22 protein-coding genes and 1 pseudogene are annotated in these 24697 nt (G+C 64.7%); 7 read left to right on the top strand and 16 right to left on the bottom strand.

The window, feature by feature from the left end:
- Nucleotides 1–341: 341 nt before the first annotated feature.
- Nucleotides 342–542, top strand: a complete 201-nt coding sequence (locus IVA82_RS48945) for a hypothetical protein (RefSeq protein WP_247386449.1) — start codon at nt 342–344, stop codon at nt 540–542.
- A 309-nt stretch (nt 543–851) separates the two neighbouring features.
- Nucleotides 852–1010: a hypothetical protein gene (locus IVA82_RS12365; protein ID WP_247386447.1), complete on the top strand. Its 159-nt coding sequence runs from the start codon at nt 852–854 to the stop codon at nt 1008–1010.
- A gap of 85 nt (nt 1011–1095) precedes the next feature.
- On the opposite strand, the gene IVA82_RS12360 is transcribed toward IVA82_RS12365, so the two are convergent.
- From IVA82_RS12360 to IVA82_RS12325, 8 genes and pseudogenes are all read right to left on the bottom strand, one after another.
- Nucleotides 1096–1575 (bottom strand): hypothetical protein, encoded by a 480-nt coding sequence (locus tag IVA82_RS12360; RefSeq protein WP_247386445.1) that lies wholly within the window; start codon nt 1573–1575, stop codon nt 1096–1098.
- A 48-nt stretch (nt 1576–1623) separates the two neighbouring features.
- A complete protein-coding gene (repC, locus tag IVA82_RS12355) occupies nt 1624–2856 on the bottom strand; it encodes a plasmid replication protein RepC (RefSeq protein WP_247386443.1) in 1233 nt (410 codons plus the stop codon).
- Nucleotides 2857–3053: 197 nt separating this feature from the next.
- A complete protein-coding gene (repB, locus tag IVA82_RS12350; RefSeq protein WP_247386441.1) occupies nt 3054–4073 on the bottom strand; it encodes a plasmid partitioning protein RepB in 1020 nt (339 codons plus the stop codon).
- Nucleotides 4070–5284 (bottom strand): plasmid partitioning protein RepA, encoded by a 1215-nt coding sequence (gene repA / locus IVA82_RS12345; RefSeq protein WP_247386435.1) that lies wholly within the window; start codon nt 5282–5284, stop codon nt 4070–4072. The genes repB and repA overlap by 4 nt, the downstream gene beginning before the upstream one ends.
- Before the next feature lie 1407 nt (nt 5285–6691).
- A pseudogene (locus IVA82_RS12340) lies at nt 6692–6912 on the bottom strand (integrase); the annotation flags it as partial.
- A gap of 13 nt (nt 6913–6925) precedes the next feature.
- Entirely contained in the window at nt 6926–8014 is a 1089-nt protein-coding gene (locus IVA82_RS12335; RefSeq protein WP_247386433.1) for a hypothetical protein, read from the bottom strand.
- The gene (locus IVA82_RS12330) at nt 8011–8448 is read right to left on the bottom strand and encodes a type II toxin-antitoxin system VapC family toxin (protein ID WP_247386432.1); all 438 of its coding nucleotides are present in this window, start codon (nt 8446–8448) and stop codon (nt 8011–8013) included. The genes IVA82_RS12335 and IVA82_RS12330 overlap by 4 nt, the downstream gene beginning before the upstream one ends.
- Complete coding sequence (locus tag IVA82_RS12325; RefSeq protein ID WP_247386431.1) at nt 8445–8723, bottom strand: type II toxin-antitoxin system Phd/YefM family antitoxin; 279 nt, start codon at nt 8721–8723, stop codon at nt 8445–8447. Before IVA82_RS12325 ends, IVA82_RS12330 begins: the two co-directional genes overlap by 4 nt.
- Before the next feature lie 136 nt (nt 8724–8859).
- Between IVA82_RS12325 and IVA82_RS12320 the strand changes: the two genes are divergently transcribed.
- Complete coding sequence (locus IVA82_RS12320; protein WP_247386429.1) at nt 8860–9159, top strand: prevent-host-death protein; 300 nt, start codon at nt 8860–8862, stop codon at nt 9157–9159.
- A gap of 256 nt (nt 9160–9415) precedes the next feature.
- Nucleotides 9416–10597 (top strand): RHE_PE00001 family protein, encoded by a 1182-nt coding sequence (locus tag IVA82_RS12315; protein ID WP_247386427.1) that lies wholly within the window; start codon nt 9416–9418, stop codon nt 10595–10597.
- Between the two features lie 13 nt (nt 10598–10610).
- On the opposite strand, the gene IVA82_RS12310 is transcribed toward IVA82_RS12315, so the two are convergent.
- A complete protein-coding gene (locus tag IVA82_RS12310) occupies nt 10611–10889 on the bottom strand; it encodes a DUF2285 domain-containing protein (RefSeq protein ID WP_247386426.1) in 279 nt (92 codons plus the stop codon).
- 209 nt (nt 10890–11098) lie between these two features.
- On the opposite strand from IVA82_RS12310, the gene IVA82_RS12305 reads away from it, so the two are divergent.
- On the top strand, nt 11099–11434 hold the full coding sequence (locus tag IVA82_RS12305) for a type II toxin-antitoxin system PrlF family antitoxin (protein WP_247386425.1): 336 nt from the start codon (nt 11099–11101) through the stop codon (nt 11432–11434).
- Nucleotides 11431–11934, top strand: coding sequence for a type II toxin-antitoxin system YhaV family toxin (locus IVA82_RS12300; protein WP_247386423.1), 504 nt, complete (start codon nt 11431–11433; stop codon nt 11932–11934). The genes IVA82_RS12305 and IVA82_RS12300 overlap by 4 nt, the downstream gene beginning before the upstream one ends.
- 328 nt (nt 11935–12262) lie before the next feature.
- On the opposite strand, the gene IVA82_RS12295 is transcribed toward IVA82_RS12300, so the two are convergent.
- The 3 genes from IVA82_RS12295 to IVA82_RS12285 all read right to left on the bottom strand — a co-directional run bounded on the left by IVA82_RS12295 (nt 12263) and on the right by IVA82_RS12285 (nt 15052).
- The gene (locus tag IVA82_RS12295) at nt 12263–12574 is read right to left on the bottom strand and encodes a DUF736 domain-containing protein (RefSeq protein ID WP_029083789.1); all 312 of its coding nucleotides are present in this window, start codon (nt 12572–12574) and stop codon (nt 12263–12265) included.
- 667 nt (nt 12575–13241) lie between these two features.
- The gene (locus IVA82_RS12290) at nt 13242–14168 is read right to left on the bottom strand and encodes a zincin-like metallopeptidase domain-containing protein (RefSeq protein WP_247386422.1); all 927 of its coding nucleotides are present in this window, start codon (nt 14166–14168) and stop codon (nt 13242–13244) included.
- A gap of 296 nt (nt 14169–14464) precedes the next feature.
- On the bottom strand, nt 14465–15052 hold the full coding sequence (locus tag IVA82_RS12285; protein WP_247386421.1) for a hypothetical protein: 588 nt from the start codon (nt 15050–15052) through the stop codon (nt 14465–14467).
- Between the two features lie 413 nt (nt 15053–15465).
- Here IVA82_RS12285 and IVA82_RS48940 point away from each other — a divergent pair, with 413 nt between their 5' ends.
- Entirely contained in the window at nt 15466–15669 is a 204-nt protein-coding gene (locus IVA82_RS48940; protein WP_346658749.1) for a hypothetical protein, read from the top strand.
- Between the two features lie 535 nt (nt 15670–16204).
- Here the strand turns inward: IVA82_RS48940 and IVA82_RS12275 are convergent.
- The 4 genes from IVA82_RS12275 to IVA82_RS12260 form a co-directional block, all read right to left on the bottom strand.
- Nucleotides 16205–17071 carry a hypothetical protein gene (locus IVA82_RS12275; protein WP_247386419.1) on the bottom strand — a complete coding sequence of 289 codons (867 nt, stop codon included), beginning with the start codon at nt 17069–17071 and terminating at the stop codon, nt 16205–16207.
- Nucleotides 17068–17544 (bottom strand): hypothetical protein, encoded by a 477-nt coding sequence (locus IVA82_RS12270; RefSeq protein WP_247386418.1) that lies wholly within the window; start codon nt 17542–17544, stop codon nt 17068–17070. The genes IVA82_RS12275 and IVA82_RS12270 overlap by 4 nt, the downstream gene beginning before the upstream one ends.
- Nucleotides 17545–17636: 92 nt before the next feature.
- Nucleotides 17637–19316 (bottom strand): ParB/RepB/Spo0J family partition protein, encoded by a 1680-nt coding sequence (locus IVA82_RS12265; RefSeq protein WP_247386416.1) that lies wholly within the window; start codon nt 19314–19316, stop codon nt 17637–17639.
- Nucleotides 19317–19572: 256 nt separating this feature from the next.
- Nucleotides 19573–24672, bottom strand: a complete 5100-nt coding sequence (locus IVA82_RS12260; protein ID WP_247386414.1) for an N-6 DNA methylase — start codon at nt 24670–24672, stop codon at nt 19573–19575.
- Between the last annotated feature and the right edge of the window lie 25 nt (nt 24673–24697).

The raw sequence follows: 24697 nt of genomic DNA, 5'->3' as shown, positions 1-24697 counted from the left end.
GGCGCGCAAGCGCGCGTCCTTGACCGCTCCTGCGCGCGCCGCCGTCGAGATAGCGCGGGTCGGGGCGGAGAAACGGGCTTCAAGTCGAACAAAGAAACCGACAAGGAGGGCTAACCCGGCGGCAGTATCCGTGGCATGACCATCTCGGCGGAACCGTCCACGCCTTCCGGCTCCGCTCCACCTCCACAACGAAGGCGACAGATCACGAGCTACAAAAGTACGACATCTTCACCCGCTACGGACAGTAGATCGCCGAAATTGTCCGCATGCACCAGAGCGCTTGACGCCGAGCGCGTCTCGCACTGAAATGAAGCTTTCAGTGATGTTGCGGGGGTGGCGTCGTGGAGGAATTTTACAGGGGCTTCGCGCAGCGGGCGCGCGATCTGGCCGAGAACGCGGACCCATTCACCAAGCGGCGGCTACTCGACCTAGCCAAGCGATACGATCTCAAGAGCAGACCAGGATCCGGAGGCGGTCGGTCCATCCCGCCCCCACGTGCGACACCGCCGACGGTGCTGTTTTCCGGGTCCGGCGAAGCCTAACACCTAGTCCGAGCGCGGCCCGGTCGCCGGTTTTCCGTATCTTCATCGGGCGGGACGAGTGTTCACGACTGTCCTGGCCTGTCCAAGTGCCATCTTGGCCGCCGCTTTTCGCATCTCTGCTACGAGATTGCTGTGCCGCTCGACAGCATCGAGATGCGTGGTCGACGACTACAAATCGGCGGCACCAAGCTGGTGCAATGCTTGCCCGCCAACCGACTCTCTAAAATCGAGCCGTCATTGAGACGTAGCTCACACGGCTCCGCGGCCCGGTGCTCTATGGTCTCGTCTCGCGTTCTTCGGAGGAGACAGATGATAGCCACCTTGGCGAGGGCGCTCTCGCGCGTCAGACGTCCGGCCACCGACGTTGAAGACCTGAAGACCATCGCGATCTTCTGCAGTGCCGGTCTGCTGTTCACCCTTTTGGCGGCTATGGCCTTCGGCCTTGCTCTTGGCCCGGAGCCGTTCTGAAGAAATACAGCCGGGACCGTTGTTGCAGCCAACTCGCGCGCTCGACGCAGAACTGAACCGCGCAGGCGCATACGCGGCTCGGGAGTCATCGCCTGCGCCGCGCGATCTCGTTAGCGACCATGCCTTGCGCCCGCACCAGCCGGTCATGCAGGGTTTCGAACATCTCGAGGATGTCATCATTCGGTTCATTCTTGCCCTGCTCTATGGCTTCGGCGACGAGTTCATCGAGGGGCGTCTCCTTCAATTGGCCCTTCTCCAGAAGCTCTTCAAACAGGCCATCGCTGGTCGGCTGCGGTTGAATGCGACCGTCAGAGTTGCACCAGACGGTGAATGTCTGTTGTCCCAGAACGGCGCTTTCGACCATCTCCGCATCCAACGGGACCAGCGTCCCCCAAGCCTCGCCCGCCTCGTCGGCGAACCCTGCCACGTACATCCGTTGCTCCACGGCGTCTTCATCGCGAAGCTGGAAGAACGGCGTGAGCATGATTGGAGGGCATTTTGCCATGACGATCTCTCCGAACGGCTTTGCGCCGACACAGTGCAGCAGCCGGGCCAGCGCCGGCACCTTCGATCACACGAAAAAGGCGAGGTCTGAGAGCGGCACCTCATCGCCTCACGCCCGCTGCTTGTCTCGCCGACGGGAATTGATCTGCGCCATCAGGATCGGGCCAAGCGAAAATTCGCCGACCTCGGCTTTTCGCGTCAGACCCCGCAGATAACCGCCGGCGGAATTGATCGCCGTCCCGCGCTGCAGGATACACGCGACGACGATGGCTGCAGGCACCTCGCCCATGACCGCTTGCGCCTCCTCCCAGGCGCTCGGACTAATCCCCAGCATCGATCGTACAACGGCCGCTGTGGCCAGGAAATCGCGCCAGTTCGAAACCCCAGCCTTGGCATAATCGACGATGTCAGGGCATGCACCCAAGACCATTCCCAACGGATACGAACTCTCAGCGACTCGGGATGGTTGAGGTTTTGGCTCAGCTCTCGCCGCCCTGCCTTCTCGAAGGCTAGGTTCAAGATCAATAAGGGCTTCTGGATTTGAATTCTGTATGTGGCGCTCAGGATGGGACTCATTGGCGCTCGGATTCTCGGATTTGATGTGTGCTTCCAGAAGATTGAGCACGTCATCAGCAAGTTGCGACAGCTCGTCGGCGATCGGCTCGAGCTCCTGGCGCGTAGCCGTGCGCGGAATCTGATCGACGATCGCGCGGAAGGCAGCGTGCACGACCTGCCAATCGGCAGGCCCCTGCCCTCCCCGTCGCGTCGGGACGCCTTCCTCGAGGCCGGTTGCAATCATCTTCGCGACGTCGCGCCGGCACAGCGTGATCCGCTCACGCACGAGCTTGAGTGCGCGGGCTTCGGCTTCGATATCAGCCGCCAGGTTCTCGAACTCCTCCGAGCGCACGACGAGCGGCGACAGATCAAAGCCGAAGGCGAGCTCGATTTCGCCGGCATTGCTCTTTCGCGCAAACCGCTTGCCATTCGGACTGTCGCGCCGAACGATCAGGCCCGCGTCGACCAACACAGCAAGGTGACGACGGAGCGTCGATGCCGGCATGCCGTGCGCCCGCCGAGTGAGTTGATGGTTTGACGGAAAAACAATCAGATCATCCTCCCCGGTGAGCGCGGTTTCGGGATGGAAGGTCAGCAGCGCGTTCAATACCGATAGCGAGCGCTCCGAAACCCCAAGGCGCGGCCGTGCTGTGCAGATGGCATGGAAGATCTTCCATTTGTGCACGATCTTTTCGGGCGGTCGTGCCGTTGCGACCATTTGGCTTGCCACGTGGGCAAGCGTCAGCGATCGCCGCCCAAAGGGCGTCGTTGGAGAGTGTGACTGCATGTCTTTGCCTCAGCTGGGCAAAGAAAACCTGCTCGCCGAAACGGCGATAAAATCGCGTAGAAACTCTTGACTGCGATTCGCGAAAGTGATTCTCTGTCAGTCGCCAAACTTGAAGAGAAGGCTTCCGGAACTCCGTTTCGGGGGCCTTTTTTCTTTTCCCTTGTCTGCTCCTGGTTGGTGTTTACGGGACGAGGCCGTCAGGCCTCGGTAGTTTCCTGGCCGCCACTCGTCTTGGAAAAGGCGTCGAAGATGGCCGGGAGTTGGTCCACAAGAAATGCCGCGAATGTCACCGAGACATTCTTGTCGATGGTAAGCTTCAATTCGCGCTCGATCTGACGCACGTGCGCAATCTTGTCCCCGGATGCGGAAAGGACTGGCTTCTCTTCCGAGGGCTTCGATGTCCCCGCGGGAGATGGACGGCTTGCTGCTGAGAATGCAGCGAGAAATCGCGCGTCGGTTTCCCGCTCTGCAAATTTCGGGTCAGCGATCACCGCTCTGACACGTTTGAGCGCCGCGGCATCCTTGAGTAATTCAGCGAAGGACTGCCAGCGGCCGCGGCCAACTTTCGGAGCCTTCCCGATTGCTCGAACGACTTCGGGTGGAACCGATCGAGCGACGGCAAGGAGTTTCGATGCCTCAGCCCGATCGATCGACAACGCATCCTGCACGATTGACCGGCTATGCCCGGCATCTTCGATATGCATCGCGAAGCTGGCGCGCTCAATGAAACTCAAATCCTCGCGCGGTGCGTTCTCGAGTCCTTGCGCCACGACAAGGGCTTCATCTGACAGCGATCGCAGGATCGCTTTGACGGAAATACCCAATTCGCGCGTGGCGCGGACGCGGCGATGACCATACGCGCTTTGATAGCGCCCTTTTGCTTCAGGATGCTCCCGAACGAGAATGGGCACCTCTTGGCCACGCTGTGCGATCGACTGTTTGAGTGCTTCGAACGAGCTATCATCATTGTCGCGAAACCGGTCGGACAGGGGTGACGGATCAATAAGCGAAGGGTCGATTTCAAGGATCACAGCCCCAGACGCGATTCTTTCGCGAAGCTCCTCGTTCTCCTTCTCGACTTCGGAAAAAGAATCCTTCAACGAACGGACCGAGCCCGACGAGACCCGCGGCAAGGCAGCGGGCACGTTGTCAGCTGACAACGTGCTTGATTGCGGGGCCGTGAAAAGGCTCTTGATAGTGTCAGTACGTTTGCTCATCGACCCCACACCTTCTTAAGAAGTTGCGCGATTTCGGCATTGACCGCATCGACTGATTCCAGCGCGCGGTCGTAGGCGCCCCGCCCTACCGCGCCGCGCTCCAGCTCATAAAGTGATTGCTTGGTGAGGCCAGCATTGGCGATTGCAGTCGATTTCCAAACAGTGGCCTGGAGCACATCCGATCCAAAGAGATTACGAAGGAGGGCCACGATTTGAGCTTCGGGCACGTCGTTGGGATCGTGACGCGTGATGACGTACCGGATGAAGTCGTGGTCGAGTCGCCCGCCGGCTTCCTCGATGACGGACATGAGATCCGACGTCATGAGGAGAAATTGGCTCATGGATGCGACATCGACCATCTGCGGATGGATGGTCACGAGCATCGCGGTGGCCGCGTTTAGCGCGCCCATGGTCAGGTAACCAAGTTGGGGTGGGCAGTCGATAACGACGACATCGTAGTCGTCGGCAACCTGGTCGATGGCGCTGGCGACTCGGCGAAAGAACAGGTCGTGTCCGCGTTCACGCCGCTCGATCATTGCGCGAGGCGTGTGGTGCTCGAACTCCATCAGCTCAAGATTGCCCGGAACAAGACCTATCCCGTCAAAGTAGGTCGGCCGGACAATGTCGCGCATCGGCCGGCGGTGCTCGTCATACCGGATGGCACCGTAGAGAGTTTCATTCGCCCCAATATCAAACTCGGGCTGGTACCCGAACATCGCGGAGAGCGACGCTTGCGGATCGAGGTCAATGGCAAGGACCCGAAAGCCGGCAAGGGCGAGGTATTGGGAAAGATACAATGCCGTCGTCGTCTTGGCGGACCCGCCCTTGAAGTTGGCGACGGTGATAATTTGGAGCTTGTCGCCCGGCTGGCGGCGCGGGAGAAATTCCGACGCGTCTCGGTGCCGCGCCGTGGCTAGATAGGCGCGCAGCTCATGAATCTGAGCCAGTGTATAGGATCGGCGGCCCCCAAGTCCGGTCGCTGGGGTCGGTCCAAGTCCGTCGAGGGAGAGCTGTCGGAGATAACCATCGGAGACGCGTACAATTCGCGCAACCTCCCCTGAGGAGAACGAGCGGAGAGACTTACTGGCTGAAGGCGGGAAAAGCGTTGTCGCCAGCGAGCGAAGCTGGCCGGAAAGGATGCCGGCGTGCCGGGTGATCCGGGCAGACGCAGTCTCGCTCATGGTAAGTGAATCTTCCGCTAAGCTCGGCATTTGCTTTCTCAAGACGTTTTCTGCGCGTCAGACGCCTGATCTCCGTCTTGAGAGATGGCCACGATTCTATGATTTGAGCAAGAATTAAAGGGTTAACGAGTTGTTAACGCCCAATGGCGCGCTGCCCACAAGCAATGGGGCTTTTCGGTGCCTCGTGCAGCTGTTGTCAGCTGACAACAAAGCCTCCAGCGACCGGGCGGAATTCTACTTTAGCATGAGTCGGCGCCCCCGCTCCCGCCGCTGCATCGAAAGGTGCAGCCATTGTGCATCGTCTCGATCAAAGAGACTCGCGCAGCTCGCAAAGTGCTCCGAACCGTCCCCCTCCCCCACTCTTGCCAGCGCGGGCCGCCTCGACATTATTCACCGCGGATGATGTGATGGCACGCTGCATCCAGCCCCCGTCAACCCGCTTCAGCCGCCTCGTCAGCGACACGGGCCTTTTAGCGCCCACGTTGGACGGGCGAAGAGTCGGCAACGCCGGCTCACTATTCCCGAGCCGTCGCAGATGAATCGAGGACTTCCCCGCCTACGCTGTACCGCCGCCGGGCAAACACGCTGTCGACGCTTCGGTCCGGATCTGCTGGACATGCCCCGCCCGGCGCGCCGCGAGCGGATATTAGAGGCAGTCTTCCTTGGTATTATAATACCATCGTCGCCAAAGTCTGCCAAATTCACGACGCTGGTTGCAACGGGGACCTTCTGCGGCGGCGCCGCGTTCCCGTGTGCCGCCAACGGCGGGTCCTGGGTGCCCATCCCGTTCGCGACCGCGACCGGATAGGCGACCTGGACTCGGTTCGCCACCTCGGCCGGGCACCACCAAGCAGCAGAGAACTGGCCTCGCCCGGCTCAATTGTAATGGCAGTGACTTGGCCCGGCTTCGGACAGTCGGCCGAGGCGACGTCCATCGCCAAGCTTGAGATGCGCTTGGTTCGGCGCATTCGCACGCAGGGGCTCGGCATCGCTGGAGTTAGGGATGGGGCCATCACATGCGACATTGGGATGACCCGGTCGAGGGGTGAATCGACCTCGCGGCGGACTGTCCTAATCGAGTTCAACAAGACGAGGCGCCCAGTGCCGAAGGCCAGCCGCTCCTTTGGATAGCAAGCAGCAAAGCATCCGCACCGAGCCTCGGCCCGTGGGAGATCCGCCGAGATCCGAGCTGCGAGCCACTCCGACATAGCGACATCGGACGGGCGGAACTCTTGCCAGATAACAGCGCCCCGGGAAGAGGTTGTTGTCAGCTGACAACAGGGGGCTTGCCTGGGATGGATGTTGTCAACTGACAACATTTCCCTGCTGCGCTGGCTCCCAATGCCATTCAGCACAGGCTCGCGGGAAGCACCAAAGAGGAGGGGTGGCATTCATAGAATGCTAACCTTAAAAATTCGGCCTCGGACGAGTTTCGCGCCAAGCTTCGAGATAGGCGAGGTCCGAGGCCAGCGCCCGCAGACTATTCTCGCCATGCCCTCGCGCGCGAGGTGCTTCAGCGTTTCGACGTCGTCGTCGGTCATGAGCGCGGCGAGCCGGTCACGCCGTTCCATCGGCAGGATCGCCGAGAGCGTATCGAGCTGCAATGCCCGCCGGGTTTCGGGATCGGAAACCAGCGCGCGGGAGGTGATGTCGTCCATGGGTGGCGCTCCCTCAGAAGCCGTAGGTGCGATCCGCCCAGCGCAGCAGCACGCGGGCGTCGGGGTCGGGTAGCCGCACGCGCTGCGCCTTCAGGCCTTGCGCGATCGCCAGGCCAACGTCGGGGTCGACCCAGTGGCCGTGGGTCATCAGGAAGAACCAGCCGAAGGACAGGCCGACCTCACGGTCGACCGCCTCGACCCGGTCCATCAGCAGATGAACCGAAACCTCCGGCGTCATCAACAGCCGCTCCTTCGGCGGCCTCAACGGTCGGGGAATAAAGCCAACTTCGCGCTCGCCCTTGTGGGTGTAGTCGCGGATATCGAGCGCCCAATGCGCGAAGACGCGCTGCGGTCTCGCGCTCGATTCTTCCCAGTCTTGAAAGAACCGCAGCTCGCGCGGCACAAAATCGAAATACTCCGGAACCGCCCCCAGGAACGGCGTCTCGCGCGTTCCGCCCGGCCCGACCTCGCGAATCACCCGCTGTTCAAGCTCCGGCCGCTTGGCCTCCCGCTTCTCATGCTCGACGCGGCCGCAGCGATCCAGAAAGCTGCGGACGTGAACCACTGCACCGCCGGCGCGGCCGAGGAGACGATAGACCGGACCGGCCAGACGATCCGAGTCCGGGAGCTGGTCGGTGCGGGGCCAGCTCGGATCGAGCAGTTCCTCTTCCCCGAACGGGCGGTAGTTGGGATTGACGATTGGACCGGCGCGCCATTCGATTTCGCGACCGAGCGCGATCTGGACGTAATCGGCTGCGCCGGGTCCAGTCGGCGCGAACACGAAGGCGCTGGTGCCGCGCCATTCGGTGATTTGCAGGTCGGTCTCCTTCAGGCGCCGCCACAGCGCGTCGATGTCGCCCCCTTCCTTGGCGAGCTCCGCTGCCATCCACGGCCGCAGTTCGCCGAGCCGCGTGCCGTCGGGACGAAGCACCGATCGGGTATCGCGCCAGTAATCGTCATCGATCCGCGCCACGCCGAATGCAAAGCCCGGAAACGCCGCGGTGAGGGCTGGGACCAGGGCCGTGTCTGCCGAGGCCGGATCGAGCCCGGCGAGGACGGTTTCGAGCGAGGCGGCATCGGGGAGGCGGGCAGGGGTGGTCATCCCGGTGAACTCTCATCGGTCCAGGGGTTGAACAGCGGCACGCCCAGCGGCGCAAAATCCTTAGTGTTGCGGGTCGCGAGCACGAGCTCGTGGGCGAGCGCCGTGGCCGCAAAAAACCCGTCCATGACCGAGAGCGCAATGCCGCTCTGGCGGGCTTGCGCCATCAGATCGCCCCAGCGTTCGGCAATTCCCGAATCGATCGGTACAATCCGTCCGGCGAAGCGCGCCGGCAGATCCTCGGCGAGCCAGGCCGCCAGCGCCTCACGACGCCGGCCGGAATCCATCAGGGCGATGCCGCGCTTGAGTTCGGCGATCGACGCCACGCTGATGAAGGCTCGGTCTTCGTCGATCGCGTCAAGCCAGGCGAGCACCTTGGGGTCGGGCGCCGGGCGACGCACTTCCGACAGCACGTTGGTATCGAGCAGCACCTTCATAGATCGAGGTCACGCGGCTGATCGCGGACCCGCTCAAGATCGAGATCGGCATCCCGCAGCGGCGACGTCATCAGGAACTCGGCAAGCGTGCCTTTGCGGACGGTCTTTCGCGCCCATTCCTCGGCCGAGACGATGACGACGCTCGGCTTGCCGTGGCGGGTAATGATCTGAGGATCGGTTTGAGCGCGCTCGATCACCTCGGACAGCCGCGCCTTGGCGCCGGCCACGGTCCAATGGCCCGAACCGGGCGCGGGGGACTTTTGGGATGTGGTCACGGTTTTCCCCTATGACTATAATGACTAATATGACTATAGGCGACTTCAAGGCGATTTTCAATGTGGCTTCGTGCCAGAAATGGCGCGGTTCTGCCGCCGCGCTGCTATTGTCGGCGACCGAAAGGAGAGGCGCGTCATGGCCCATACCGACAAGCAAAAGACCTCCCCACTGCGCGAAGCCGCCGGTAACCAGATCGCCGCCCGCGATAGGCGAGCCGTGCGCACCGAGGATCTGAGCGAGGAGGAAATCGCCGCGGTCGAGGCCAGCGAGATGGGACCCGGGTTCGAACATCTCGATGCCGAGCTCGACCCGGCCGGGGCGTCTGTGGTCGAGGTTGGCGTCGACTTCGGCCGAAAACTTCGGGCGCACGGTGATGCCACCAAGGGACGGCCGGCCGACAAGGCGTTTCGCGACAGCCTGTTCGACGATTCTTGACCACGATCCCGCTCCGGCGCGAATTGCCGGCGCCAATATCGATCGGAAGGGCAGGGGACTTTGTCTTCCGGAAGGGCAAAGCGCCTTAGCATGGCGGGCTCTCAGGTCGATCTGCTGCTCAGACGACGCGATGTCCGGGCTTGTAGACGACCAGAATCCCTGATTTGCGGATTTGCGTCCAACACTATCGATAAGGGGGAGTTATCGATAGTGAGCGGTCGCCGGAACAGGCGTCGCTGTGACGGAAACCAACACTATGTTAGCTTCCGTTTCGCCGCTCCCTGTTAAGGTTATCAAGACCTTGCCGTCCAGCTACAAAATCCCCGATCCGCTGCCCTGGCCCCAGCTCGCCGGGCCGCTTGCCGCCGCCGAGGATGCGCTCGCCCGCCTCGACGAGCGGCTGGCCAAAAGCCCCATCGGCAACGGCGCGATCAGCCGGATGCACTTCAGTGATGCCTGCGCCAGTCTGTGGCTCGACGGCGAGCTCGTCCACCTCGACGACTTGGTGCTCCACGACGCCGGCATGGATGTCCGCACCCCCACCCACGAGCTGACCCGAGCCCATGCCGTGCTGCGCGCCCGTCGGCGCATCGCCGAGGCGAAGCCCGAGTGGGCGCTGTCCGTTGCCGGGCTCGCTGGCCTCCGCGGCCGGAGCGAGCGAGAGGAGGGGGCGGCCAACCGAAAGGAAGCTGGGGGAAGTCTTGGGCTCGACGAAGACGCGGAGCGGGAGGAGGTGGGTTTCGAAGGGCCGGTTGGCGCCATCAACACCGATCCTCATCTAACCGCCGCCTTCGCCGCGATCGACGCCGCGAACGCCAGGACGGAGCGCAGGCTCGCTGACGAGGCTCGGTCGCGGCCGGAGCGGGATTCCCTCGTCTACGATCCGGAGTGGGACGAGGACGGCCGCCTCGACGACTGGCGCGCCGTCGTCGACGAGACCCGCACGCTGCCGCCGACCCTGGCGGCGGCGATTGCCGCGGATGCCTGGGACGAGATCGAACCGCTCGAGCACACGCCTTGGCTCGGCCGCCTGCTCGCAGCTAGCATGTTGCGCGAGCGCGGCAAGACACGCTGGCATCTGCCGTGCCTGCATGCCGGGCTGAAAAACATCTCGCGTGAGCGCCGGCGGCCGCGCGACGCCGCAGCGCGGCTCGCCGTGCAGCTCGAGGCGATGACGGCCGCGGCCGAGGCCGGCCGCAAGGACCACGACCGCTGGCTGATGACCAGAATCCTGCTCGCCCGCAAGCTCGCCGGCCGTCGCGCCACTTCAAAACTGCCAGCGCTCCTCGACTACGTGCTGACCCGGCCGATTGTCTCGGCCGGCATGATCGCGGCCGAACTTGGGATCACGCCCCGTGCGGCCCAAAACCTCGTCGCCGAACTCGGCCTGCGCGAGGCGACCGGGCGAGGACGCTATCGGGCGTGGGGCATCCTGTAGGACGCCGAGTTAGTTAGTGCGGTGCCCCGCCACGAAGCAGATGCCGCTGGCCGTGCTCGGTCATCCAGCGGGCGCGGGCAAGATGGGATCTCCAGGCGCGGCTGGCCCGATCAGGCTCCTGGGCCGGATCAAGGTGCAGCACGATCCGCGCAACCTCTTTCCAGTCGGCGCCGTCGGCTTCGGCATCGAGCAGGCGCAGGTAGGTGACCAGGTGCTCTTCGTCGTAGCCGGTCGGAACCGAGGCGGTCGGTGCGTCGTCGGCGACATCGGGGTCAAGCGGGGGCTTCTGCATGGGGCGACTTTCGCGGACGAGATTCTGGCGACCGGAGCGTAGGTGAGATGCTGCACCGGCGAATAGACCCCAAATGCGCACCACGTGGTGCATCACCGGCATTCCCCGGCACCGTGGCTGCTGCCGTATCTCCATCGCGCCCGGTGGCGCGGCTTGACATACAATGCAAATGCATTACATCGAAGCGTGTGCAACCCCCGGAGCCAGCCATGGCAAAAACGGCTGAAATTCTCGAAATCCCCGCCACCATCACTGAGCGTGGCCAGACGACGGTGCCCGCGGCCATCCGGAAAATGCTCGCGCTCGGCAAGCGCGATCAGGTGGTGTTTCGCGGACTTGCGGATGGCACCGTCGTGATCGCGAAGAAGGTGGTCGAGGATGGCGATCCCGTGATCGGCAAGTTTCTCTCATTTCTCGCGCGCGACATGGCGAAAGAACCGTCGCGGATTCGGCCGGTGCCGCGCTCGCTCGTGTCCCGCGGCAAGGATCTGGTCAAGGGCGTTAAGGTCGATCTCGACGCGCCACTTGCGGACGACGAGGCGTGAGCCACGAGACGCTCGAAATCAACGGCTGGACGATCTACGCACACCCGCTGTTTCTCGACCAGCTTGAGGCGATGATCGACGCCGTCGAAAAAGCGCGGAAGAAAGACCCGCAAGGATACAAGAAGAAGCGCACTACAAAACTGCTCGCGGCCGTTCTCAAGATCGCGTTCGAAGACATTCCGAGCGACCCGACGCGCGACACCTACCGCCAGGGCGGCACGCTCGGCGATGCGTACAAGCATTGGTTCCGGGTAAAATTCCTGCAGCAGTTCAGGCTGTTCTTTCGCTACCAGCAATCCGCGGATGCGAAGGTGATAGTGCTGGCTTGGGTCAATGACGACACGACGTTGCGCGCTTATGAGAGCGCAGACGACGCCTACGTGGTCTTTCGCAGGATGCTCAATCGCGGCCATCCGCCCGACAGCTGGACCGACCTGCTCGCGGCGGCGGGCGCAGATTCGGCGAAGCAACGGCTGGCTCGCGCCGCTCCCAAGACATAGCTCTCGCCCGGCCACCAACCGAGCGTCAGCCGGGGGTTGGGCTGCTCGGCGGATGGTAGCGGACAACTCGCCCCCCGACGCGCCGCAGGATCTCGTCGCGGAACTAGGCCTCGCAGGGCTAATCGTGCTCCTGGTGCGGGATCGATAAAGCTCACTCGACTTTGGCCTCGAGTTCAAACTGGTCGGTTCATACCTCGTAGCAATGCGACGATTCACAGGGATAAGCTAAACAGTTCCGTACCCGCGCCTGGGGCCCTGAGCGTGGCACATCTGCTGGTATCAATGCAGACGCGGGTACGCCTTTCAGCGAGGCCGCTCTCGCGGACCCTCAGTCCCGGCTGGGGCGGGACCAGATGAGCTGAAGACCTTCCTGGCCTTCCACCTCGATCAGGGTGGCGTAGATCGGAGCCGGGAAGCTCGGGTCGTCCAGCTTGACCGAGAGGTAATCGCGCTCGGTGTCCCTGGCGGTCTTCTGCCAAGCCGCTCCCAGCTCGACATTACCGGCGAAGATGCGGAAGTGTGGTCCCTTGTCGGAGGGGTTCTCGACCCGCACTAGCTTGGCTTTGGCATTGAGGGCGAGGGTGCGAACCGTGCCGGTGAAGCCGTTGCCGGTCGAGGTGAACGTGCCGATGGTCGCCATTCTCGTGTCCTTTTTCAGTTTCCGGGCCACGCCCATCGCGGCCTCGATGGCTGGCGACAGACCGGAGGCGGTCGACCCGCACCCCGAAGGGGCCGGCACGCAGTAGAGGGCAGTCAGGGCACGACTTTCTTGTCTTGCGCGAGGAATGGACGCGCAGCGGTCCAGGGGAAGAAAGTCGTAACCGGCTGTTGCGGGGGTTAGAGCGAGGCGGCGCTTAAGCGACGACGCCCTTCGGTCAGACATGCCAAATCGAGCACGACGTGGGTGTGCCAGAAGAAACGCCCGAGGAACACGACTTGCGATCATCGAAACCCTGACCGGGGAAACAACCCGATCACCGCTCATCGCACATCTGACAATTCCTCACGCTTGCCGGTCGAGGTTCGAACCCCAGAAGGCAAGGACGCTGCTCAGCCGCCGAGAGTCACGCAACCCGCAAAGTGAACCCGCAGGGTGCGAACGAGATTTGCTCGGCAAAACCGACGCCCCGTGCAAAACCAGAACGTTGCCCGCCCTCGAAGGAAGACAGGCAAGATTCCCCGTCAGGTCCCGCAGCGCGAGGAATAAAGAGTCAGCTATAGCGGCCAAGCAAGGGGCTGCGGTGTCTGCGCTGATCGCCGGATAAGTAAGGGCCGGGAAGCGCCGATGGCAATCCCGTGTGCGCGCATCATGCTGCCTCCTCGACACCTGCGGCTTTCGGCTGCAGGTCGTGCAGATAGGCGACGGCGCGTTGTGCATGCGCGGCAGCCGAGAATATAAGGCGCTTCTCATTAGACAAGAGGTCCATCCACGACGCGAGGTAGCTTGCATGATCCGGCCGAGGTTCCAGTTCAGGAGAGATCCCGAGATCAGCGCAGAGGAAGCAGCTCCCGAGTTCAGCAATCAGCTCTTCGCGCGCGCGTTCGCTCCGATCCTTGCCGTAACGGCTGAGATCGCGATTGACGCGGTGAGCAGGAGCGGTCCAGTGCACGGTCTCATGGGCTCTGACGGCGACATACGAGGCCGTGTCGCGAAAACTTTCGATCGGCGGCATCTGAATATGATCGGACGAAGGCGCGTAAAACGCCATCGAGCCGCCGTGCCGAACGATCGCGCCGGTGTTGGCAAAGAAAGCGTCGGCGTGCGCGTTGCGCTCGATCGTTGATGTGACGACGGGCGGCCGAGCGTAGTAGTGCGCGGGCAAACCATCGATTTGATCGACGCAGAAGACGGTATAGGCTTTGAGGAAGGGGATATCCCGTTCGACTTCGTCGCCGAGAGCGTCGGTCTCCGTCTTGGTGAAGCGGCTGGCATACACCACGGTGCTGCCGGTCTCACCCTTGCGGACATGCGCGCCAAGTTCATTTGCCTGCTTGAACGTCATCGAGATCGGCGAGCAGAAGCCGCGCGCGATGGCTTCTGACCAAAGCAGCAAGACGTTGATGCCCGTATAGGGCTGGCCGTTGTGTCGCAGCGGTCGGGTGATGCGGTTCGCTATATTCGCGGCGGTCCAAGGTTGAACCCAGGGGCGCACGCCGCGTTCGAGCTCGGCGATGATGCGGTCCGTGATGCGCGCGTACAGGTCGCCTCGCGACTTTTCTGCGTTCCTGCTCATTACAAGAACCTCCGTTCGGGAGGCCGCGCCAATCGCGGCTCCTCACGGGGTCCGCCACCGCCGGGCTCAAAGTCCGCGCACCCGAAGGGCCGAAGCACCGCGGAGGACGGCGAAGCCGTTGCGCGGACGTTGGGCCCGGCGCAGGACCACAGGCCGGGAGGGGCCGACGATGGCGAGCAGCAGGGGCGGCGGCTCCCTTTGTTGCAGCGTCGACACGAAAAAGGGTCGGTCTCGCGGATCGGCCCGTCAGCTGGCAGCAGTGGAAGAGGCGCGGGGCCAAGGCCCCGCGCCGACAGTCAGTCGAACGCCGACATCTGCGCCTTGGCCGCTTTCCGGCCGACGGTGTCGGTCGTGTTGTCGACGGGACGCTCGAAAGGCTTCCACTCCTCGCCGACGACCCGTTCGTAGGCGGCGACGGCGCCTTCGGCGGCCATGCGAAGCGCGTGAGCCTGCGCGCCCATGTCGGCGGCGAATTCGCGCTTGCGCTGTGCCTGGCTATCGAAGCCGACCGGACCATCGAGGTCCTCATCGCGGCTGTCGTTGGCGAGCTTGGCGGTCGCATCTCGCGCTTCAGTGACGGCTCGGGTGTAGAACTGGCCGGCGCCGTGCGCCGAACCGACATAAGCACCGACGATCCGTTGCAGGTGGATCTGCATGGCGCGTTCACTCAGGCCATCCTTGAGCGCGTCGGCGGTCTCGATGACGAGTCGCTCGTGCAAGTCGCGGATGCCGTCGCTGTCGAGGACGGCGAGGCCGAAGCTCTCGGAGATGCGCAATGTCTGTGCGGAGTCGGGGCAGACGAGGCGGACCATTTCGAGGGTCGTGCCGCGGCGGAGCGGGATGACACGGGCGGAGGAGCGGGGAGAGCGGGCGGTTTTGGTCATGATGAGATCCTTCTCGGTTTCGCCTTGGGAAGCGATCGGCCCTTGGCCGTCGCTCCCTCGGGTGCGGTCGACACGAACCGGCTGCAGCGGGCCGCTTCAGGGGGCGGCGGCTGCCAAGGCGAGGAAGGGCGGGTTGCGGGCAAGCGGGACTTTAGGCCTGCGAAGAACGCGGCTCCCCATCGCGAGACGGCGGCCGCCGATCGCTTCGCGACTTGCCCTTGAAGCGGACCGCGGGCGGTTCAGACCGCAGCACAAACCGAGGGAGTGACCGGCAAGGGTCATCCGCCGCCGAAACCGTGAGAGGTCGGGCCAATCCCGCTGGACTCTCCTCCTCGACATGGTGTGTTCGCGCCCGCCGCTCGCGCTCCGATTGGTGGATCCTTTGTCTCTCACCGCCACGCAGCGGAGACCCGATGGCGCGTACGAAACTCGGCGATCGCCGTCTCCTGCCGATCGAGCTTGCGCGTGAGAGCGTCGATCTCGCCGCGACGAGCCAAGGCGAGCTCCGCGACATGCTGCTGAAACAGCCGCTCGTCCGCGCTCGTCCAGCTCGATGCGTTGCGGCCGCGCTGCTTTCGCTTCGTCCGGTCGGTGATCGTCAGCCGTTCGGCCCGTGACGTGATCTGGCGCTGGATGAGGTCCGAGACGGCGCTGAGTCTCGGCTTGCGCGGCTTTCATGCGCGCGAGTAGGAGGCGTTGGTCTTGACGCTCAATCATCGCCCGGTCCTCACGGGCCATAGAGGAGGCGGACTCGTCGGGAGTGTTGTCGTCCGGGAGGGACACCGCGGCGATGGATGAAGCGATTTGGTCGCCAGCGACGCCCCGCGCCGAATCGATGCCAGCGTGCTTGCGCATGCCTGGCGTAAGGATGCCGTCGAGTGCGTAGGCGATGGCGCTCTCGGGATAATGGTGCACGTGCATGAGGAGATCGACGGCGACAAGGCATTCATGCTGAATCTCCTTTCTGTCGACGTCAGCCGGGCAGGGCTCCGGTGCGTGGATGGATACGCGCACGGCGCACCTCCAAGCGTCGGCGCCGGTGAAATGCCGTCGAAGCCGCGGATGCCAGACGACGAGGACCGGAGTTTCGCCGTGCTCGTCAGCGGCCATGCGCCAGCCGAAGGCTTTGGCAATGAGGCGCCAGGGCATGGGTCACCTCCAGCCGACGAAGTCGGAGGGGCCGCCGTTGACCTGGTGGCGGGCCTCGTCGATCACGAAGCCGAAGCGTCCGACCTGAAACTCGCCGGACGGCACGAGGAAGCGGCGCTCCTCAGTCCCGGGCCCGCGCTTTCCGCCCGGCGTGGCCACAGTTTCGACGAAGCCGGGCGCGTGCTTCGAGGTGATAGCCGACACGACGATCCAGTCCCGCGCGTGCGCCTGCTCGAATGCACGGCGGTCCTTTTCGCAGGACTCGCCCGGCTTGAGGATCGCGCCGAACATCGTTTCCCACGTGTCCGGCCAACTGTCCTTGATCGTTCTCTCGGCGCAACGGCGTTCGAACGCCGTGAAGAGATGCGGGAAGGTGATCGCCACGATCGCCCATTCGGCATCTTCCTCGTACCAGCCGCCCTTCGAGCGCAGCAGGGGGTGGACCTTGCGGTTTTGCTCGGCCGAGAGCTTGAAACCGCCGTGCCCAGCTGTGGAATGCGCCGTAACGCCTTCAGCGTAGACGGTCGCGCCCTGCGAGGCGCCCCAAGGCGTGTGGGCGCGCGATTGCTCTTCGACCCGGCCGAGCATCTTGCGCTCGCGTTGATGCTCGGCGTTTTCGAGCACGGCGTTACGAAACGCCGTCTCGTCGGCGAGCTCGCCGGAATGTCCGTAGAAATCGCCGCGCGTCCACTCGCCCATCGGACGGGAGAGGCGCCAAGCTGTGACGAGAAAATGCCGCCCGTCGTGGGCCGGCGCCATCCCAAAGCCCGTCTCGCCGACAAGCGCGACGAGAAGGCCGTCCGCGCTGCGGCCAAAAGACACTCCCGGGGTTCCAGGAGCCTCGTCGGAAGCGGAAGATGGCGCGTTCATGCCGCAGTCCTCCCCTCGATGATGTCTGTCCCGTCTTCCTCGACCGTCACGCCCTCGAGTATCGCGTTCGGATAACCGTGGCGTGTCAGCCACTCATTCGCGTCGGCCTCGTTCGTGGCGAGATAGACGAGTTCGGCATCTTCACCGGCGCGGTCGAACACGCGGACCGAGCCGATGGCCGGACGTTCGACGACGGTGAAGTGCAGCTTCGACTCGAGCGAAAACGTCCGGCGGACGCGGATGGCGATGACGCCGCCGGCGCCATAGTCGACCTCGTGCAGGGTGAAACAGGCCGACAGTGAGACATTCCCGACGCCTCGTCCGCCCTGCTTTCGGATCAAGCGGCCTTTGCTGTTGCTGGACTGCCAGGCGGCGAGCTTCTTCCTGAAGCGCGCCGGCGGCTGCGGCGTTCCGTCGGACCAGGCTATGATCGAGCCTATAGATGCATTGTCGAAGATCGTGTGCGCGGACATCGTGTCCTCCTTGTTTGCGCATGGGTGGAAACAGCACCGCCGCCGGCGGGGACCGGCGGCGGGAGATCGTTCGAAGGGGAAGTCGGGTGCGATTACTCGGCCGCCTCCCGGAACGCGTCGGCGTCGCCGTCGGCGCGCTCGTCGCCCGCGCCGTCCACGTCCTCATCGGCTTCGCCTTCGTCGTCCGGGGCGGCCGAGCCGGAGGACAGCCACTCGGAGAGTTTCGTCGCGTCGGGCGCGAACAGCGCGGAGGGGTGGACGAAGTGGCCCTCCTTGAAGTGCTCGACCAGCGCGGCGCGCGTGTCCTTCACGCGCTGGCGCGGCAGAATGGGGGTGTCCTTGCACGCGGCCTCGAGCGCTGCGCGCGACAGGCAGGAGAGGAAGTCCTCCGTGCCCATGTTCGGCAGGAAGGTGTCCGCGCCGATCACCGCGCCGGCGAGGCGGGCGACGATGCCGCTATTGGTAGCGTTCTCCCGGCATGAGAATACGTCGGCCAGCATGGCGCGCGCCGCGACCCGAAGCGTGTCCATGTCGAAGGAGATCTTGCCGTCGCCGTCGAACAGCGCCGCCGCGTTCTTCGCCAGGCGGCTGTGGCCGTAGTAGGTTCCGCAGCTTCCCGCCGTCACCGAGACGTTCTGCCCCGCGAAGGCGAGAATGAGGAGCGCCATCAACGTGTCGTCCTCGATCGGCGCGCGGCCGAGCGCCTCGCGCAGCGCGTCGGTGCGGTAGTCGCCGATCATCTCGACGCCCTTGCGCGTCACGTCGGGACGGAGCTTCGTGACTTCGCAAACATTGTCCGGAGCGTTGTCAGAATCTGAGCCGGTCTTACCCTTCGGCTTCTTCGGCGCAGGCATGCGGTAGTGCGCCGTCTGCACGCGGCCGTCGCGGTCGAGATACATTGCCGTGCAGTCCGACTTCGCCGGCTTGCCGTGGACGCGCTCGGCTTTCGGCGGCAGCTTCACCTCGCCGTAATTGGTGGTCTCGGCGATAATGCCTTTCTTCGGCAGGTTGGCCGTCATCCACTCCTGCTGCGCGCCGAGGAAAGCCTCGACGTCTGTGGTGTAGCGGCTGTCCTCGTCAGCCGGAGCAAACAGGTCCTCGACCCAATGAATGCCGTAGGCCTTCGCGAGATCGTCGCCGAAGCTGGCGTGACGAGCAAACATCCGGGTCTTCTGCAACGCCTGGGCGACGCTCCACCACGAGACCTGCGGATCGGCCTTCGACGGCTTGTGCTTCTTCCAGACCTCCTTTTGCTCATCGAGCGAGGCGGCAGCGATCGTGCGGAGCTGGCGCTCATCGGGCATGTCGCCCTTGGCCATGTGGTCGAGCATGGCGGGAAGCACGTTCGCCAGCAGGCGTAGCTTCCTGATTTGACGCACCGGCAGCGCGAGCGCGACGCCGATCGCCTCCTCCGTCCAAGCGAGCGCGACCAGACGCTCGATTGCGCGCCACTGGTCGACCGGGTTAAGCGCCTCGCGGGCGATGTTCTCGACCATCGAGCGCATGCCGCCGTTGTCGTTCGCCGCCTCGTCGACGAGCACGTCGATCTCCTCTAGGCCGGCGGCGATCGCCTGCTTGACGCGGCGGTGGCCGGCGTTGATGACGTAGCCGTTGCCGCCGCCCGTGTCAGGCGAGATGACGGGCGGCTGGACGATGCCGACGGCCTTGATGGTAGCGAGCAGCAGGGCGTCGGCCTGGGGCGTCGACTTCGTCTGGCGCATGCGGTCCGGGTTCTCTTTCAGCGCGCGCGGATCGACCTTGATGAGTTGCATGGGAACGCTCCTTTTTGGGGTTGCGGACCGGCGCTGCCGACCCTTTCTCGTCTTCTTCCCGAAGACACCCCTGGGCCCTGCGGAGCGGGCGGGGCCGGTGCAACTGCGGCCGAGCATCCCTGGCCGGCAGGCCCAGCGGGGCAAAGCCCTGCGCAGGACGACGGGCTGGGATCGCGCAGGCGGCGGTTGAGCGCCAGCGTCGGTGGCCCGCCCGATCTGCGAGCGGGCCTTCTCCCTTCCTCTCTCCTCCCTTTTTTCATGCGGCCGCGGTCAGCTCACCGGCGCTATCGCTATCCTCCGCCAAGGCCTTCTCCACCTCGGCCAACTGCCTGCGCTTTTCGGCAAGCTCGCCAGTGAAGGCGAACTCGCCGCCGTCGCGCGACTCGTAAGACGCCAGCCGTCGCCGAGCCTCAGTGAGGCGCTGGCGGTAGCGCTCGCGCTCGCCCTCGAAGTCCGCCAGCGCGTGCTCAAGACGGGCGACCGCGCCGAGTGGCGTGACCGTCACCGGCAACTCGATCTCGTATTCGGCGCCCGTTCGCAGCAGCATCGTGGTGTAGCGGTAGCCGTCGCGACCGATGCGCTCGCCGCTGTACGCGACGTCGAAGCCGCCGATCGAGGCGATGACGATCTCGCCCTCCTGCTGAAGCTGTACCAGCGTCAGGATCTCCTTCGTCAGCGCGCGGCTAGCGAGCTTGCGCTCGGCGTACGGCGTTCCGGTCACCTCCATGGTGAAGCCGTCACCGGCGGTCGGGATACGATGCTCGATGTCCCGGCCAATCTCGCCGATGCGACGGACGGAAAGCTCGATGTCCCGATCGGCGTCGCGCATCTGCCGCCGCACCGCGTGCTGATCGTCAATGTGCGCAGCCCGTAGCCGTTCGAGCCGCGCGATGTCGGCCTCGAGGCCAGCTTTCTGCATCAAGCGCGGGTCGCCCGACGCGATGGCTTTCGCCATGGCGAACTGGTTGGCCTGGCTCTCTCCCATGTCCTCGAGCCGACGGATCGAGGTGTCGCCGGAGAGCGCGGCGGCGATGAAGCGGGCCTTGCGCTCGTTGTTCTGCCACATCTGCGCATCGAGGCTGCCTTCAGTCGCGTAGGCGAAGATATCTACCTCATCGTGCTGGTTGCCCTGCCGCACGATGCGGCCCTCCCGCTGCTCGATCTGCGACGGAAGCCAAGGCACGTCGAGGTGGTGCAATGCCTTCAGCCGAAGCTGCGCGTTGACGCCGGTGCCCATCGTGTCGGAGGAGCCGATCAGGAAGCGGACCTTGCCGGCGCGCCCGTCGCCGAACAGGCGCTGCTTTGCCTCCGACTTCTTGTAGTTCTGCATGAAGGCGATCTCGCCCGGTGGCACGCCGAGGCGGACCAGCTCGTCGCCGATCCAGCGGTAGGCGGAGAAGCCGCGGCTCTTCTCGACGCTGATGGTGCCGAGATCGGAGAAGATCATCTGCGCGGCGCCGGGCAACTCGAACGGCTTGCCATCCGTGCGCGTGTAGCTGCTCTCGGCTGTCTCGTTCCAGATGCGAAAGGCATTGCCGACAAGCATGTTCAGCTTGTTGTCGGCCTCGTTGTCGCTATCCGGATCAACGAGACGCAAGTCGATCGCCGCGTGGCGGCCATCGGTGATGACCGACAGCAGGATGTCGTCGCCGGGCTCCGGGGCGCGGTCGCGCTCCTCGATTGCCTTGATGCGCTCGCCGAGCAGGGTCTGGTAACGCTTGAATGCCGCGGAGGGCCTCGCGGTGAGGATCTGGCGCTTGCCGGTCGAGATCGCCGGCACCTTCACGTACTGGCGTAGGTCCTCCGGCATCACCACGTCCGCGAAGGAGCGGAACATGGCGATGAGCTCCGGCACGTTGACGAAGGTGGCGAAGCGCGTCACCGGCTTGTATTTGCCGGAGGGCTGCAGCTCGAGTTCGGTCGTGACATCGCCGAATGTACTCGCCCAAGCGTCGAACTCGTGCAGCCCGCGCTCGAAGAGCGCCGCGTAGCCGAGGTAACGCTGGACCGAGAACATCTCGCCGAGCGTGTTGGTGATCGGCGTGCCGGAGGCGAGCACGAGCGCGCGGCCCGGGTTCTTCGTCTCGATGAAGCGCGACTTGACGTAGAGGTCCCAGGCGCGCTGCGAACCGTTCGGGTCGACGCCCTTCAAGGTCGACATGTTGGTCGCGAAGGAGAGCTTCCTGAACTCCTGTGCCTCATCGACGATGATCTGGTCGACGCCGATCTCGGAGATGGTCAGCAGGTCGTCCTTGCGCGTCGATAGCGATTCCAGCCGCTCCTTCAGGCCTTCCTTCAGCCGTTCGAGCCGCTTGCGCGAGACCCGGTCGTCGCTCTCGACCTTGGTCAGCAGGGTCTCGTAGAGTTCCAGCTCGTCCTGGATCATCTGCTGCTCGAAGGCTGAGGGCACGGCGATGAAGCGGAAGGCGCTGTGCGTGATGATGATCGCGTCCCAGGTCGCGGTCGCAGCGCGCGACAGGAAGCGGTGCCGCTTGTCCTTGGTGAAGTTGGTCTCGTCGGCAACGAGGATGCGGGCGTTGGGATAGAGCGCCAGGAACTCGCGTGCGGCCTGCGCCAGGCAGTGGCCGGGCACGACCAGCATCGCCTTGGCAATGAGGCCGAGCCGCCGCTGCTCCATGACGGCGGCGGCCATCGTCATGGTCTTGCCGGCGCCCACCGCGTGCGCCAGGTAGGTCGAGCCGGCCGAGACGATTCGCCAAATGCCGCGCTTCTGATGCCCATAAAGAACGAAAGCGCCAGAGGCGCCCGGAAGCTTCAGGTGCGAGCCGTCGAAAGCTCTCGGCGCAATGTTGTTGAAGCGGTCATTGTAGACGCGCGCAAGGCGGTCGGTACGATCAGGATCCGACCAGATCCAGCGCTGGAACGCGTCCTTGATCTTCGATAGCTTCGTCTTGGCGGCTTCGGTGTCGACGATATTGAGGACGCGGCGCTCGCTCTCGCCGTCCTTGACCGTGTCGAAGATCTGCGGGACGCGGCTGTTCAGCGCGTCGCCGAGAAGCTCGCCGGCGTGCCTGCGATCGGTGCCCCACTCCGACGTGCCGGCCGCCATCCAAGCGAGCTGACGTGCCTCCACCGTCCAGGAGGCGAGCTCCGGCATGTGGTGGATCCTGATCTCGGCGTCCATGGTTTCCTTCACGAAGGCGACGACATCGGCGGCCGGAATCCACGGCGCGCCCAGACGCGCGGTGATGTCGGAGGGCTTAAGGTCTGCGGGCTGCACGCCTTGCAACGCCGTAAGGTTCGGCTCGTAGGAAGGGTCGAGCGCGGCAGCGGCCTCCGCAATCTTCATCTTGTCCCGCACGTGGCCAGAGAGGTAGGCGTCGGCCGTCTGCCACGAGCCGTCAGCGGGGTCGCGAAAGACGGCGCTGCCGAGTTCGGCGACGACGTCGTCGCGGTCCCGGTGCAGCAGCTCGGCCATGTGGTCGATGTCGACGCGGCCGCGCTCATTGAGCACGACGGCGAGCGCGTCGGCCGCGCTGGTGATTTCCGGGGCCGCCGGCGGCGCGATCACCCGCTCGGTGAAGATCGGCCCGGGTTTCGCGGTGTTGGTCTCGAGGTCGTAGTCCTCGATCGAGGCGACCAGCCAGCAGTCGGGGTCGTCAAGGAAGGGCTGGATGTTCGGCCGGCGGTGCGTCTCGCGCACCTCGCCGGTCTCCTCGTCCTCGGCAGTCGAGACCGTCGTGAAGTTGATCGGGCCGAAGTCCCGAACGAAGTTCGACCAGGCGATGCGCAGCCTGACCTGCGCGTCCTTCCACGGCCGGTCGAGCTCCTGCGCCTTCAACACCTCGCGCACGGCGTCGCGGACCGGAATCAGCCTCCGGATGATGCGCACGTGCTTTTCCGGGATGCCGTCGGCGCTGCGGCCCTTGCGCGCTTTCACCGCGAGGGGCTCGCCGTCGACGACCTGCATCAAGCCGTGGGCCTTGTCGAAGAAGTAGCTGCCCTCGCGCACATGGCGATCGGCGGGCCAATCGCCGCGCGATGGATCGCTGGCCGCTTCCAGGTCGGGATCAATCACCTCCGGCTCGCCGTCGTAGACGGCTTCCGGAAGGAGGCCGATCGTGGCTTGGAGCATCGCTTCGAGATCCTCGTCCTCGCGCAGCAGGCAGGTGTAGGCCTCGCCGAAAGGACCGGACGCGAGCGCGTGCGCGCCGAGCACGAAATCCGGGCGCTGTGCGAACCATCGGTTCACGCGGATCGCGCTCTCGTCTTCCACCGCCGGCCGAAGCTCGTCGAGGTCGAGCCACGACAGGTCGCCTTCCGCGTCGCCAACCTTGCGCTTGCGGAAGAACAGGATGTCGACGACAACGTCCGTGCCGGCGCTGGCGCGGAAGCTGCCCGCGGGCAGGCGAATGGCTGCGATCAGGTCGGCCGACTTGGCGATGTGCTGCCGCGCCGAGGCGTCCGCCTTGTCCATCGTGCCGGAGCTCGTGACGAAGGCGGCGAGGGCGCCGGGCTTCAGGAGGTCGATCGCCCTGGCGATGAAATAGTCGTGCAGCCGCAGGCCCATCGACCTGTACGCGCGATCCGAGCGCACGGTCCGGTCCGAGAACGGCGGATTGCCGACGGCGAGGTCAAAGCTCGCCGGTAGCTCGGTGCGTGCGAAATCGCCTGTGACGATCCGCGCCCGCGGCTGCAGCAGCCGGGCGATGCGTGCGGTGACGGGGTCAAGCTCGACGCCCGTGACGTGGGAGGTCTCGCGTAGTTCCTCCGGCATCAGCGCCGGAAACAGCCCGGAGCCGATGCCGGGCTCGAGGACGCGGCCGCCGCGCCAGCCGAGGCGCTGCAGGCCTGACCAGATCGCGAGGACAATGAACTCAGGCGTGAAGTGGGCGTACTGGGTGCACCGCGCGAGCGAGGCGTAGCCGGCGTCGTCGACCGCGTCCTCGAGGTCGGCGCCGATCTCTCCCCAGCCCGGCGCGAACTCGGATTCGCCTGGCCTGCGGAAGACGCCGTTGGCGAGCTCGGAGGCGCCGAAGCCCGTGAAGCGCATCAACTGCCACTGCTCGTCCGGCGAGGCGGGCCGCTGCTCCGCCTCGATCTGCGCGGCGAGCCGAATGGCGGCAACACTGTCGCGGGCGCGCTGCTTCCAGCCCTTTGCCAGGCCGCGCTCGCTGGCGAGGTGGAAGTTGTCGCCGCGTGTGCGCGTCTTGGGCGCGCACAGACGCGCGGGTGCGAGCGCCGGCCCGGCGGCGGCCGGCGCCGACGGCGGCGGGTCGTGGTCGTGGTCATTGCCGTCCAAGTCGGCGGCGAAGGCGGTGACGCCGAGGCCAAGGCCCGACGAGTGGGTGGTGTTGCCGAAGAGGTCGATCGTGAAAAGGTCGTCCTGCGCCATTGGAAATGTCCTTCTGCTGGGTGCG

This window comes from Bradyrhizobium sp. 142, assembly GCF_023074015.1.
GTDB lineage: Bacteria > Pseudomonadota > Alphaproteobacteria > Rhizobiales > Xanthobacteraceae > Bradyrhizobium.
The sequence above is the reverse complement of the archived record's forward strand: the minus strand, read 5'-3'. Positions and strand labels throughout refer to the sequence as shown.

Bases quoted from the DNA above. Each gene is read 5' to 3' on its own strand.
- IVA82_RS12335 (WP_247386433.1), bottom strand. From the start codon at position 8,014: ATGACCACCCCTGCCCGCCTCCCCGATGCCGCCTCGCTCGAAACCGTC.
- IVA82_RS12330 (WP_247386432.1), bottom strand. From the start codon at position 8,448: ATGAAGGTGCTGCTCGATACCAACGTGCTGTCGGAAGTGCGTCGCCCG.
- IVA82_RS12265 (WP_247386416.1), bottom strand. From the start codon at position 19,316: ATGCAACTCATCAAGGTCGATCCGCGCGCGCTGAAAGAGAACCCGGAC.
- IVA82_RS12275 (WP_247386419.1), bottom strand. From the start codon at position 17,071: ATGAACGCGCCATCTTCCGCTTCCGACGAGGCTCCTGGAACCCCGGGA.
- IVA82_RS12285 (WP_247386421.1), bottom strand. From the start codon at position 15,052: ATGACCAAAACCGCCCGCTCTCCCCGCTCCTCCGCCCGTGTCATCCCG.
- IVA82_RS12270 (WP_247386418.1), bottom strand. From the start codon at position 17,544: ATGTCCGCGCACACGATCTTCGACAATGCATCTATAGGCTCGATCATA.
- IVA82_RS12290 (WP_247386422.1), bottom strand. From the start codon at position 14,168: ATGAGCAGGAACGCAGAAAAGTCGCGAGGCGACCTGTACGCGCGCATC.
- IVA82_RS12295 (WP_029083789.1), bottom strand. From the start codon at position 12,574: ATGGCGACCATCGGCACGTTCACCTCGACCGGCAACGGCTTCACCGGC.
- IVA82_RS12305 (WP_247386425.1), top strand. From the start codon at position 11,099: ATGGCAAAAACGGCTGAAATTCTCGAAATCCCCGCCACCATCACTGAG.
- repA (WP_247386435.1), bottom strand. From the start codon at position 5,284: ATGCCGAGCTTAGCGGAAGATTCACTTACCATGAGCGAGACTGCGTCT.
- IVA82_RS12320 (WP_247386429.1), top strand. From the start codon at position 8,860: ATGGCCCATACCGACAAGCAAAAGACCTCCCCACTGCGCGAAGCCGCC.
- IVA82_RS12315 (WP_247386427.1), top strand. From the start codon at position 9,416: ATGTTAGCTTCCGTTTCGCCGCTCCCTGTTAAGGTTATCAAGACCTTG.
- IVA82_RS48940 (WP_346658749.1), top strand. From the start codon at position 15,466: ATGGCGCGTACGAAACTCGGCGATCGCCGTCTCCTGCCGATCGAGCTT.
- IVA82_RS12365 (WP_247386447.1), top strand. From the start codon at position 852: ATGATAGCCACCTTGGCGAGGGCGCTCTCGCGCGTCAGACGTCCGGCC.
- IVA82_RS12310 (WP_247386426.1), bottom strand. From the start codon at position 10,889: ATGCAGAAGCCCCCGCTTGACCCCGATGTCGCCGACGACGCACCGACC.
- IVA82_RS12260 (WP_247386414.1), bottom strand. From the start codon at position 24,672: ATGGCGCAGGACGACCTTTTCACGATCGACCTCTTCGGCAACACCACC.
- repB (WP_247386441.1), bottom strand. From the start codon at position 4,073: ATGAGCAAACGTACTGACACTATCAAGAGCCTTTTCACGGCCCCGCAA.
- repC (WP_247386443.1), bottom strand. From the start codon at position 2,856: ATGCAGTCACACTCTCCAACGACGCCCTTTGGGCGGCGATCGCTGACG.